Source organism: Phenylobacterium sp., assembly GCF_035569475.1.
In the GTDB taxonomy this organism is placed as follows: domain Bacteria; phylum Pseudomonadota; class Alphaproteobacteria; order Caulobacterales; family Caulobacteraceae; genus Phenylobacterium.
This window is the reverse complement of sequence record NZ_DATMNA010000046.1, coordinates 23742-35629: the sequence shown is the minus strand read 5'-3', so window position 1 is coordinate 35629 and position 11888 is coordinate 23742. Positions and strand designations below refer to the sequence as shown.

The 11888-nt window shown below is 70.9% G+C and carries 8 protein-coding genes; 5 read left to right on the top strand and 3 right to left on the bottom strand.

Going from position 1 to position 11888, the window contains the following annotated elements; all coding sequences use genetic code 11:
* Positions 1-79 precede the first annotated feature (79 nt).
* Genes VNW53_RS07800 through VNW53_RS07790 form a run of 3 tightly spaced genes read left to right on the top strand, consistent with a single transcriptional unit; the run spans position 80 to position 3329 of the window.
* The gene (locus VNW53_RS07800; RefSeq protein WP_325554764.1) at positions 80-499 is read left to right on the top strand and encodes a VOC family protein; all 420 of its coding nucleotides are present in this window, start codon (positions 80-82) and stop codon (positions 497-499) included.
* The gene (locus VNW53_RS07795) at positions 496-1473 is read left to right on the top strand and encodes a threonine/serine dehydratase (protein WP_325554762.1); all 978 of its coding nucleotides are present in this window, start codon (positions 496-498) and stop codon (positions 1471-1473) included. The genes VNW53_RS07800 and VNW53_RS07795 overlap by 4 nt, the downstream gene beginning before the upstream one ends.
* A gap of 56 nt (positions 1474-1529) precedes the next feature.
* Positions 1530-3329, top strand: coding sequence for a cation:proton antiporter (locus tag VNW53_RS07790; RefSeq protein WP_325554760.1), 1800 nt, complete (start codon positions 1530-1532; stop codon positions 3327-3329).
* Here VNW53_RS07790 and VNW53_RS07785 read toward each other — a convergent pair.
* The 3 genes from VNW53_RS07785 to VNW53_RS07775 are packed head-to-tail and all read right to left on the bottom strand — an operon-like array spanning position 3326 to position 9021.
* Complete coding sequence (locus tag VNW53_RS07785; RefSeq protein WP_325554759.1) at positions 3326-6454, bottom strand: efflux RND transporter permease subunit; 3129 nt, start codon at positions 6452-6454, stop codon at positions 3326-3328. The genes VNW53_RS07790 and VNW53_RS07785 overlap by 4 nt on opposite strands.
* Entirely contained in the window at positions 6451-7572 is a 1122-nt protein-coding gene (locus VNW53_RS07780; RefSeq protein ID WP_325554758.1) for an efflux RND transporter periplasmic adaptor subunit, read from the bottom strand. Before VNW53_RS07780 ends, VNW53_RS07785 begins: the two co-directional genes overlap by 4 nt.
* 12 nt (positions 7573-7584) lie before the next feature.
* A complete protein-coding gene (locus tag VNW53_RS07775) occupies positions 7585-9021 on the bottom strand; it encodes a TolC family protein (protein WP_325554757.1) in 1437 nt (478 codons plus the stop codon).
* A gap of 291 nt (positions 9022-9312) precedes the next feature.
* On the opposite strand from VNW53_RS07775, the gene VNW53_RS07770 reads away from it, so the two are divergent.
* A complete protein-coding gene (locus tag VNW53_RS07770; protein WP_325554756.1) occupies positions 9313-10098 on the top strand; it encodes a TetR/AcrR family transcriptional regulator in 786 nt (261 codons plus the stop codon).
* Positions 10099-10226: 128 nt separating this feature from the next.
* Positions 10227-11885 carry a M28 family metallopeptidase gene (locus tag VNW53_RS07765; protein WP_325554754.1) on the top strand — a complete coding sequence of 553 codons (1659 nt, stop codon included), beginning with the start codon at positions 10227-10229 and terminating at the stop codon, positions 11883-11885.
* The last annotated feature ends 3 nt before the right edge of the window (positions 11886-11888 follow it).

Genomic DNA, 11888 nt, shown 5'->3' with positions numbered 1-11888 from the left:
GGGGAGAGGTTCCGCGAAGCCTCCGCTCGCGCTATCAGGCGGGCCTTCGCGCCGCAGTCGGGCGCGCCATGAGGCACAGATGGACATTCCGCGCTTCCACCTCGCTTTCCCGGTCCGCGATCTCGCCGAGGCCCGCGCCTTCTACGGCGGCCTCCTGGGCTGCCCCGAGGGCCGCTCCAGCGACGAATGGATCGACTTCGATTTCCACGGCCACCAGATCGTCGCCCACCTGGCGCCCGATGAGGTCGGCCACAAGTCCACCAACGACGTGGACGGTCACAACGTCCCGGTTCGCCACTTCGGCGCGCTCCTGTCGCCCGCCGACTGGGACGTCCTCGCCGAGCGGCTGAAGACCGCCGGGACCCGGTTCGTCATCGAGCCTTACACCCGCTTCAAGGGCGAGCCCGGCGAGCAGTCGACCATGTTCTTCCTCGACCCCTCCGGCAACGCGCTGGAGTTCAAGGCCTTCGCCGACGACGCCATGGTCTTCGCCAAATGAGCGTCAGCTTCGCCGACATCCAGGCCGCCGCCGGGCGCCTGAAGGGCCACGCCGTCGAGACCCCGCTGTTCGAAAGCCCGGCGCTGAACGAGCGCCTGGGCGGCCGGGTGCTGATGAAGCTCGAGACCCTGCAGCGGGTCGGCGCCTTCAAGTTCCGCGGCGCCTACAACCGGCTGGTCCAGCTCGACCCCGAGCAGCGCAAGGCCGGCGTCGTGGCCTTCTCCTCCGGCAACCATGCCCAGGGCGTGGCGCTGGCGGCCCGGCTGCTCGGCCTGCCGGCGGTCATCGTCATGCCGTCCGACGCCCCGGCCGTGAAGGTCGCCGCCACCCGCGGCTACGGCGCCGAGATCAGGCTCTACGACCGGCTCACCGAGAGCCGCGAGGCCATCTCCGCCGAGATCGCCCGCGAGCGCGGCGCGGTGGTGGTTCCGGCCTTCGACGACCCGCACATCGTGGCCGGCCAGGGGACGGCCGGACTGGAGATGATGGCCCAGGCCAAGGCCGCGGGCGCGACCTTCGACACCCTGGTCTCCCCGGTCGGCGGCGGCGGCCTGCTGTCCGGCGTCTCCCTGGTGGTCAAGGAACTCTCGCCCACGACCGAGATCTGGGGGGCCGAGCCCAGCGCCTACGACGACCTCGCCCAGTCCCTGGCGACGGGCGAGCGCGTCACCATCAAGCCGTCCGTGCGGACCCTCTGCGACGCGCTCGAGAGCCCGGCGACCGGCGACATCACCTGGCCGATCCTCAAGGCCAACCTCGCCGGCGCCGTCGGCCTCACCGACCCCGAGATCGCCGAGACCCTGCGCTACGCCTTCTCGACCCTGAAGCTGGTGATCGAGCCCGGCGGCGCGGCGGGCCTGGCCGCCCTGCTCACCGGCAAGGTCGAGGCCAAGGGCAAGACCGTGGGTGTGGTGGTCTCCGGCGGCAACGTCGACCCGGAGCTCTACGCAAAGATCCTGCGGGGGGAGATCTAACACTCGCGCGAGCCGGCCGCCTTGCCGCGGCCGGCGTCCTCCCGCACCAATGGGGGATGACCGCCCACGACGTCTCGCCCGGCGACTACAAGGACCTGGTCCTCTTCCTGGCGACCGCGGGCGTCGTGGTGCCGCTGTTCACGCGGCTGAAAATCTCGCCGATCCTGGGCTTCCTGGGGGCCGGCGTCGTGCTGGGGCCCGAGGGGCTGGGCGCGCTGGCGGCGCGGGCGCCGTGGCTGGGCGCCTTCACCGTCGGCAAGCCGGCCGAGGTGGCCCAGCTCGCCGAGTTCGGCGTCGTCTTCCTGCTTTTCACCATCGGGCTGGAGCTGTCGTGGGAGCGGCTGCGCGCCATGCGCCGGCTGGTCTTCGGCCTGGGCGGCGCCCAGGTGGCCGTGGGCGCGGCCCTGCTGGCGACGGGCGGGATCGTGGTCCTGCACCTGCGGCCCCTGGTGGCGGCGATCCTGGGCCTGGCGCTGGCGCTGTCGTCCACCGCCGTCGCCCTGCCCGCGCTGGCGGAGCGGAAGCGGCTGCAGTCGCCGGCCGGCCGCGCGGTCTTCGCGGTGCTGCTGTTCCAGGACATCGCCGTGGCGCCCCTGCTTGTGGGGCTCAGCGTGATCGGCAGCGGGGCCCAGGGCCTGGGGCCGGAGGTGCTGCTGGCGCTCGCCCCGCGGGTCGGCGGGCTGCTGGCGCTGGCGGTGGCCGGACGGCTGCTGCTCAGGCCCATGATGCGCTCGGTGGCCAAGGCCCGCAGCCCGGAGCTGTTCGTGGCCGCGAGCCTGCTGGTGGTGATCGGCGCGGGCCTGGTGGCGGCCGCCACGGGGCTGTCCATGGGCCTGGGCGCCTTCATCGCCGGCCTGCTGCTGGCCGAGACCGAGTACCGCCACGAGGTCGAGGTCACGGTGGAGCCGTTCAAGGGCCTGCTGCTCGGCCTCTTCTTCCTGTCCATGGGGATCGGCCTGGACCTGTCCCTGCTGTTCCGCCAGCCGCTGCTGGTGCTGGGCATCGCCGCGGCCCTGATCGCCCTCAAGGCCGGCTCCGTGGCCCTTCTGGCGCGGCTGTTCCGGCTCAGGGCCCGCGGCGCGCTGGAGACCGGCCTGGCGCTGGCGGCCGGCGGCGAGTTCGCCTTCATCGTCGTCACCCAGGCGACGGCCGCGGGCCTGCTACCGGAGGGCACGGGCCAGGCCTCGCTGACCGCCGTGACCCTGAGCATGTTCGCCATTCCCGCGCTCACGGCGCTCGGGGCGCGGATCGGCCAGGGCGCGGCCGTCACCGCGCCGGTCGAGCATCAGCCGCCCGCCCTGCCGCGCGGCTCCGAGGCGCGGGTGCTGATCGTGGGCTTCGGCCGGGTCGGCCGGCTGGTGGCCGAGATGCTGACCCACCACGCGGTGCCCTGGACCGCCATCGAGCGCGACACCCGCCTGGTGGACGCCGCCCGGCGGGAGGACAAGACGATCTACTTCGGCGACGCCTCGCGGCCCGAGCTGCTGCGCCGCTGCGGCCTGGACAGCGCGCCCGCCCTGGTGGTCACCATGGACAGCCCCGACGGGGCGGAGGCGGTGGTGGCGTCCGCCCGGGACCTTCGCCCCGACCTGATGATCGTCGCCCGCGCCCGCGACGCCCGCCACGCCGGGCGGCTGTACGCCCTGGGCGTCACCGACGCCGTGCCGGAGACCATCGAGGCCAGCCTGCAGCTTTCCGAGAGCCTGCTGGTCGACCTGGGCGTGCCCATGGGCCTGGTGATCGCCTCGATCCACGAGAAGCGCGACGAGTACCGCAAGGCGCTGAACCGCCCCCTGGCCCTGGGCGCCCGCGGCCGCCGCGCCCGCGACGCCCGCGGACCGCAGGGACCAGCCTAGAGCCGGTCCTCGGGCGCGGGCTCGCCCACCGGCATGCGCGGGGTGATCAGCCGGGCGAGCTTGGGCCTCAGCCACTGCTCGAAGTCGTCGACGAAGCGGTAGACGACCGGCACCAGCACCAGCGACAGCATGGTGGACGTGATCAGCCCGCCGATCACCGCCACGGCCATCGGCTGGCGGAACTCCGAGCCCTTCTCCAGGGCGAAGGCGGTAGGCAGCATGCCGGCCGCCATCGCCACCGTGGTCATGATGATCGGGCGAGCCCGCTCGCGGCAGGCCTCGAGGATCGCGTCATGCTGGCTCAGGCCGTCGCGCTCGCGCTCGATGGCGTATTCGACCAGCAGGATGGAGTTCTTCGCCGCCAGGCCCATCAGCATCAGGAAGCCGATCAGCGAGGGGATCGACAGCGACAGGTTGAAGAGCAGCAGGCCGAAGAACGCGCCGCCAAACGAAAGCGGCAGGGCGGTCAGGATGATCACCGGCTTGAAGAAGCTCCGGAAGAGCAGCACCAGCACCGCGTACATCAGGAAGACGGCGGCTGCGAATGCGGCGAGGAAGCCGCCGAACAGCTCGGCCATGGCCTGCTGGTTGCCGACCGCGGCCGGCCGCACGCCGCTGGGCAGGTGTTTCATGATCGGCAGGTTGTTCACCGCCTTCTGCGCCTGGCCCATCTCCACGCCGTTCAGCTCGGCCCGCTCGGTGAGTTGGCGCTCGCGGTTCAGGCGGTCGATGCGCGCCGGCCCGGCCTGGAAGCCGATGTCGGCCACGCTGGACAGCGTCGTGGTCCCGCCGTTGGCCGTAGGCACGCGCAGGTTGGCGATGCGCTGGATGTTGGCCCGCGCATCCTGCGGCAGGCGCACGCGGATCGGGATCCGCCGTTCGCCCTCGTTGAACTTGGCCACATTGGCGTCGATGTCGCCGACCGTGGCCACGCGCACGATGGTGGCGATGGCGTCGGACGAGACACCCAGCCGGGCCGCCTCCTCGGTCTTCGGCCGGATGACGATCTGCGGGGCCTCGGGCGGCTTGGACGGGTGCGGGTCCGCCAGCTCCGGCAGCTTGCGCATCTCCCTCTCGAGCTCATGGGCCGCGCGAGTCAGGTTCTCCGGATTGTCGCCGGTCAGAATCTGCTGGAAGCCGGCGGCGCCCTGGAAATCCAGGAAGCTCAGGCGCGCGTCGGGAATGGCGCGCAGCTTCTCGCGCAGCCGGTTCTTGATCTCGTCGCCCGGCGGGCGATGGTCGGTCTTCAGCAGGATGGTCGCCGTACCGCTGCGCAGATCGCCGCCCCCGCCGCCGCCCGAGTTCGGGCCGAAGGACGCGCTGGCGTTGGAGCCGATCTGGATGAACACCCCGGTGACTTCCGGTTGCCCGAAGAAGACGTCGTTGATGCGCCGCGCGGTATCCTCCATATCGGCCACCGAGCCGCCGGGCGGTCCCTGGATATCCACGTAGAGGAAGTCCGGGTCGCCGGCCGGCTGGAAGCCCTGCGGCAGCAGCGGAAACAGCATCAGCGACAGCACGAACAGCACGAAGCCCAGGAAGGCCGCGACGATCCGGTGGGCCAGCGCCCATTCCAGGACGTTCCGGTAGAATCCCTTGAAGGCCTTGCGCTCATGCGGCGTTACGTTGGGCCGCAGCAGGTAGGCGGCCATCAGCGGCGTCACGAGGCGGGCCACGGCCAGGGAGAACAGCACCGCGACCGACACGGTCAGGCCGAACTCCTTGAAGAACTGGCCCGGGATCCCGGGCATGAAGCTCACCGGCGTGAACACCACCACGATCGCCATGGTGGTCGCCACGACCGCCAGGCCGATGGCGTCGGCGCCTTCCATGGCGGCCTGGTAGGGCCGCAGGCCCCGGGCGACCCGCTTTTCGATGTTCTCGATCTCGACGATGGCGTCGTCGACCAGGATGCCGATCACCAGGGTGAGCGCCAGCAGCGTCACCATGTTCAGCGAGAAGCCCAGCAGCTTCATCACGAAGAAGGTGGGGATCAGCGAGATCGGCATGGCCACCGCGGTGATCGCCGTCGCGCGCCAGTCGCGCAGGAAGAACAGCACCACCAGCGCGGCCAGGAACATGCCCTCGGCCAGCACGTGCTCGGTGGCCTTGAAGCCGGCCCGGGTGTTGGTCACCGAGGAGAAGATCTTGGTGACCTTCACCTGCGGGTTCTTCTTCTCGAGCTGGACGATGGCCTTTTCGACCGCGTCCTCGGTCACCACGTCGGAGGCTTCCTTGGTCTTGGAAACCTGGAAGCCCACGACCGGCCGGCCATTCAGGCGCGCGAAACCGCGCACCTCCGACGCCCCGTCGCCCACGTCCGCCACGTCGGAGAGCTTCACGAAGCGCCCGGAGCCGGTCGGGATGGTCATGTCGCGGATCTGGGCGACCGTCGCAGGGTTGGAATAGACCCGCAGCGTCTGCTCGCGGCCGCCGACGTTCACCCGCCCACCGGGTGAATCGGTGACGAAACCGCGCAGGGCGGTGTTCACCTGGGTCGCCGTCAGGCCCCGCGCGGCCAGGCGGTCGGGGTTGATGACCACGTTGATCTCGCGGCTGACCCCGCCGACGCGGTTGATCTGCGAGACGCCGTTGGCGGCCTGCAGGGTCCGCGCCACCGTGTCGTCGATGAACCAGGAGACCTCGTCGTCGGTCATGGTCGGCGCGGAGACCGCGTAGGTCAGGATCGGCGCGGCGGAGTCGATCTCGATCCGCTGGATGATCGGCTCGTCGATGTCGCGCGGCAGGATCGCCCGCGCCGAGGCCATCTTGGTGCGGATCTCATCGGTCTTCTTCTGCAGGTCCTCGCCGATCTCGAACTCCATGGAGGTCGTCGACACGCCGTCGGTGACCGTGGACTGGATGTTCTTGATGCCGCTGACCCCGGCCACCGCGTCTTCGACGGGGCGCGTGATCTGGGTCTCCATCTCGCCGGGATCGGCGCCGTTCTGGGTCACCGTGACCGCGATCACCGGCAGTTCGATGTTCGGGTACTGCTTGATCGGCAGGCCCATGTAGGAAATCAGCCCGGCCATGATCAGGCCGAGGAACAGCACCGCGACGGGCACCGGGTTGCGGATCGCCCAGGCGGAGATCGCGAAATGGCGGCCCTGGGATTCGCTCATTTGCGCGCGACCTTGCCCGGCGCGGCGAAGGACCCCGGGGGATCCGCGGCGTCCGTCGGCTTCACGAGATCGCCGTCGAGCAGGAAGGCCGCGGCGTTCTGGACGATGTGCGAGCCGCGCGGCGGCCCCTTGATGAGCTGCACATAGCCGCCGCCGCGCTGGCCGGTCTGGACGGGGTAGTGCTTCACCCGGTTGTCAGGGCCCACGACCATCACGCTGGCGCCGTCGGCGTCGTAGCGGATCGCCGTCTCCGGCGCGGCCAACGCCAGGCCGGACACCTCGTTGAACACCGCGCGCCCGAAGCCGCCGGCGCGGATATCGCGACCGACCGGCAAGTGGACACGCACGACGCCCAGCTTGGTGGCGTTGTCGATCTGCGGGCTCACCAGGCGCACCACGCCCTGGACCACGGCGCCGCTGGGCAGGGTCACGTCGGCGTGCTGGCCGGGGCGGATCTTCGCCAGGTCGTCTTCGGAGAGCTGGGCGGCGAGCTCGATCTCGCTGTCGCGCGCCAGCCGGAACCAGGGCGTGGTGGAAGCGGTGGCCGACATGTCGCCCGGGCGTACGGTGCGCTCCAGGACCAGGCCCGAGACCGGCGCGGAGACCGACAGCTTGCTGATCCGCGTGCGCAGGTCCTTCAGCGCCGCAGCCTGGGCGTTGGCGGTGGCCTGGGCGGCGCGCGCCTGGAACCGGCGCTGGTCGATGGCCTCCTGGCTCAGCACCCCGGCGTTGTCGAGGTCCTTCACCCGGTTGGCCTGGTCGGCGGCCTGCAGGGCCTGGACCTGGGCCTGGGCGGCGACCGCCTCGGCCTGGGCGAGCTGCGCCTGCACCAGGGCGGGGTCGAGGGTGACCAGGGTCTGGCCCTTCTTCACCGTGTCGCCGACGTCGACCAGCACCCGGGACACCCGGTAGCCGCCCACTTCCGGCAGCACCGCGGCTTCCTCGCGCGGGACCAGGTCGCCGGACGCGGCCAGGGCGCCGGTGATCGGCATGTCGGCCACCGTGACCACGCGCACCGCCCGGGCGGTCTGCGCCTCCGTCGTCTTGGCGGCGAGCTTGTGGCAGCCGGCCAGCGCGAGCGCCGCCATCAGCGGCAGGAGGGGAAGGAGTCGTTTCATGCGGGTCACGTCTCAGCGGGCCTGCTTGTCGGTGGGGAAGCGTTCGGCGGGCCAGCCGCCGCCGAGCGCCTTGTAGACCTGGATGGTGCGGCGGGCGGCCTGCACCTGCGCGCCCGTCAACTGCGAGCGGGTCGACCGCCAGGACTGCTCGGCGCTGAGCGCCGTCTGCAGGTCGGTGAGGCCGCGGTCGTAGCCGAGCTTCGACGCCCGGTAGCCGCGCGCGGCGCGGGCCTCGCCGTCGGTGAGGAGGGCCACCCGCCGGCGGTCGGCGTCGAGATTCACCAGGGCGCCCTCCGAGTCGGCGAAGGCGGTCTGCACCGACTTCTCGTAGGCGATCACCGCCTGCTCGGTCCGCGCGTTCTGGGCCTTCAGCTCGGCCAGCAGCTTGGGGATCGAGAACAGCGGCTGGGTGATGGCCCCGCCGGCGATCACCGACTGGGTGGTGACCGAGAAGCCCGGTTGCGACTGCTTCGACCAGGCCAGGCCGGGGGTCCAGTTGATCACCGGCAGCAGCGCCAGGATGTCGGTCTGCGAACGGCCCGTGGCCGCGGCCACCCGGGCGCTCGCCTCGCGGACGTCGGGCCGGCGCTTGAGGAGTTCGCTGGGCAGCGAGTCAGGGACCGGCGGCAGCTCGCCGACGCTGGCCTCGACGGCGATGTTCGAGGTGGGCTCGACGATGCGCCCGGCCAGGATCAGCAGGGTGCGCCGCTCGGCCTGCAACTGGGCTTCCAGGCCCTCGGCCAGCGCCTTGGCCTGGGCCAGGTCGCCCGCCACCCGGTCGGCGTCGGAGGTCGGCGCCAGGCCGAGCGCCCCGCGCTTGGCGGCGGTGTCGTAGAGTTCCTGCTGGATGCGCTGGGACTCGCGCGCGTCGGCGAGCTGGATGGCCAGCCCGCGGGCCAAGAAATAGGCGTCGGCCACATTGGCGGCCAGGCTGGCGCGCGCGCCCTCGTAGTTGAAGCGGGCCGCGGCGATGTCGCCGTTGACCGCCTGCCGCGTCGCCAGGAAGCGGCCGAAGATGTCCACCTCCCAGCTTACGTTCAGGTTGGCCGAAGAGGCGTTGGAGACGCCCGAAGAGGAGAAGCCCGGGAAGTTGAACACCGTGCCCGCGAGCTGGTGGGTGTCGGTGCTCCGCGTCGAGCCGGTCACGTCGCCCTGCGGCAGGTAGTGGGTCAGCGACTCGATGCGATTGGCGCGGGCCTCGGTGAGGCGCGCCGCGGCGCTGCGGGCGTCGGGGTTGCGGGCCAGGGCCTGTTCGATCAGCCCGTTCAATTGCGGGTCGTTGAAGGCCAGCCACCAGCGGTCGAGGTCGATCGACCCGGGCGGCGCGCGGTCCGCCGGCCCCTTGGCGCCCTCGAAGGCGGCGGGCATGGCCACGTCGGCCGGGCGCGCATGGGCGCAGGCGCCGAGAGCCAGGCAGGCCATCAGAACGGCGGAGACACGGGAACGCATGGCGGGGATCCGGGAGCGGGACGCAGGCGACATCGAGGCGGACAGGGAGGAGCTTTCGCCCCTAGTCGCCGCGGAGAACCGCATTGGATGCAGAGCCCGAATACGGACGTCTAGCGACATGAATACACAAGCCCAGTGACGCGGGCTCCGGCAGATTCCGGCCCGCGAAGTCCCCCGGCCTGACGCCCCAGGCCGGCCCAAATCCCGGAAGAATCCCCTGCCCCGCCTCTGCCGGGCGCGTTGCGGCCCTCCTCTGAGCCAAACTCCGTATGTTGTAAAGTATTATTCGCCGTGCAATTTGGTCCCATGGCGACGGAGTTCTCAGGCGGCGGCGATCCGGGGCGAAGCATCGCGCTCTTGTGGGGCGTGGCGGGCGCGAGCCCGGGCGGCGCGGCCCGCCGCGGGCCCAAGCCGCGCCACTCGGTGGACGAGATCGTGGCCGCCGCCATCCAGCTCGCCGACGCCGAGGGTCTGGGCGCCATTTCCATGCGCCGCCTGGCCGAGACCCTGGGGATCTCCCCCATGTCGCTCTACACCTACGTCCCGTCCAAGGCCGAGCTTGTCGACCTGATGCTGGACCGGGTGGCCGGCGAGGATCCGGCGCCCGACGCCGACGGCGGCTGGCGCGGCCGCCTCACCATGATCGCCCGCCAGCGCTGGGCCATGGCGCAACGCCACCCCTGGTTCCTGCAGGTGGGCGTCCACCGCCCGCCGCTCGGCCCCAACGTCCTCGCCCGCGTCGAGGCGACACTCAGCGCTATCGACGGCATAGGTCTTTCGGAAACCGAGATGGACCAGGTCACGTCCCTGGTCGGCGACTATGTTCGCGGGGCGGTGCGCGGCGCGCTCGAGGCCCGCGAGATCGAGAAGCAGACCGGAATGACCGACGAGCAGTGGTGGGCCATGAACACCCCCCTGCTGGAGGGCCTGGTCGACCCCGCGCGCTACCCCACCACGGTGAAGATCGGCGAGGCCTTCAAGGCCGGCCGCATGCCGCCGCCCGACCACGAGCGCAACTTCGAGTTCGGCCTGCAGCGCGTCCTCGACGGCATCGAGGCCTTCATCGCCAATAGATGAGTCGCTCCCTGATCCTTCTCCCCTTGCGGGAGGAGGACCACCTAACCTAACCGCCAAGTGGCCCTAGCGGCGCGGCGACCTCCCCATTAGGGTCCCGGCCAGCCTGTGTTCCCCTTGCCGAGTGATCGATGAAAAAGCTTCTCCTGAGCGTCGCCGCCTGCGCTCTCGCCACCACCGCCTTCGCCGCCCCAGCCGCCGACCCCAAGATCGACCCGGCGCTGATCTCCGAACATATCAAGGTGCTGTCGTCCGACGCCTTCGAGGGCCGCGGGCCGGCCACGCCCGGCGAGGTCAAGTCGGTCGCCTACATCACCAAGGAGTTCAAGGCCGTGGGCCTGCAGCCCGGCGGCGACAAGACCAAGACCGGCCGCGCCTGGACCCAGGACGTCCCGCTGGCCGAGTTCGACATCAAGGGCCCGGTGGCCTTCACCGTGAAGGCGGGCGGCGCGGCCCAGAGCTGGAAGCAGGGCGTCGAGATCGCCATCCGCGCGCCCGAGACCGGCGTCGACCACATCGACCTGAAGGACATCCCCGTCGTCTTCGTGGGCTATGGCGTCAAGGCGCCGGAGCGCAAGTGGGACGACTTCAAGGGCGTCGACCTGCACGGCAAGCTGGCGCTGGTCCTGGTCAACGACCCCGACTACGAGACGGGCAAGGGAGACTTCGGCGGCAAGGCCATGACCTATTACGGCCGCTGGACCTACAAGTACGAGGAGGCCGCCCGCCAGGGCGCGCTCGGCTTCATCGTGATCCACGAGACCGGCCCGGCCAGCTACGGCTGGAACACGGTCAAGAACTCCAACACCAACGCGGTCTTCGACATCATCCGCAAGGACCCGTCCAAGGTCCACGCCCCCATCGAGGCCTGGATCCAGCGCGACCAGACGGTGGACCTCTTCAGGCAGGCCGGCCTCGATTTCGAGGCCCTGAAGAAACAGGCCCAGACCCGCGACTTCAAGCCGGTGACGCTGAAGGGTGTCACCATGTCCACGGCGTTCAAGGTCGAGGCCAAGCACGTGATCTCGCACAACGTGGTGGGCGTCCTGCCGGGGACCAAGCATCCGAACGAGCGGGTCATCTACTCCGCCCACTGGGACCACCTGGGCGTGGGCCTGCCCGACGCCAGGGGCGACCGGATCTACAACGGCGCGGTCGACAACGCCTCGGGCGTCGCCGGCATGATCGAGATGGCGCGGGCCTTCGCGCGCGCCCCGCGCACCGAACGCACCGTGCAGTTCATGGCGGTGACCGCCGAGGAAAAGGGCCTGCTGGGCTCGGAGTACTACGCGACCAACCCGCTCTATCCGCTGGCCACCACGGTCGCCAACATCAACACCGATGGCGGCGCCGTGAACGGCCCGGCCAAGGACATCAGCGTCTCCGGCGACGCGGGCCTCACCCTGCAGGACGACCTGATCCGCGTCGGCAAGGACCACGGCCGCTATTTCACCGCCGACGCGCGGCCGGAGGCCGGCAGCTTCTTCCGCTCCGACCACTTCTCCTTCGCCAAGCAGGGGGTGCCGGCGCTCAGCTTCCACTCCGGCCAGGACCTGGTGAAGGGCGGCGTCGCGGCCGGCAGGGCGGCGTCGGAGGCTTACACCCGCGACAAGTACCACCAGCCCGCCGACGAGTTCGATCCCAACTGGGACCTGACCGGCATGAGCCAGGACCTGGCGATCCTCTACGACCTCGGGACCCAGCTCGCCAACTCGCGCGAGTGGCCGGAATGGAAGCCGGGCTCGGAGTTCAAGGCGGCGCGGGACAAGACCGCGGCCTTGCGGAAGTAGCGC

What these genes read in the sequence shown, in the direction of transcription:
- VNW53_RS07800 (WP_325554764.1), top strand. Translation starts at nt 80, where the DNA reads ATGGACATTCCGCGCTTCCACCTCGCTTTCCCGGTCCGCGATCTCGCC.
- VNW53_RS07795 (WP_325554762.1), top strand. Translation starts at nt 496, where the DNA reads ATGAGCGTCAGCTTCGCCGACATCCAGGCCGCCGCCGGGCGCCTGAAG.
- VNW53_RS07790 (WP_325554760.1), top strand. Translation starts at nt 1,530, where the DNA reads ATGACCGCCCACGACGTCTCGCCCGGCGACTACAAGGACCTGGTCCTC.
- VNW53_RS07785 (WP_325554759.1), bottom strand. Translation starts at nt 6,454, where the DNA reads ATGAGCGAATCCCAGGGCCGCCATTTCGCGATCTCCGCCTGGGCGATC.
- VNW53_RS07780 (WP_325554758.1), bottom strand. Translation starts at nt 7,572, where the DNA reads ATGAAACGACTCCTTCCCCTCCTGCCGCTGATGGCGGCGCTCGCGCTG.
- VNW53_RS07775 (WP_325554757.1), bottom strand. Translation starts at nt 9,021, where the DNA reads ATGCGTTCCCGTGTCTCCGCCGTTCTGATGGCCTGCCTGGCTCTCGGC.
- VNW53_RS07765 (WP_325554754.1), top strand. Translation starts at nt 10,227, where the DNA reads ATGAAAAAGCTTCTCCTGAGCGTCGCCGCCTGCGCTCTCGCCACCACC.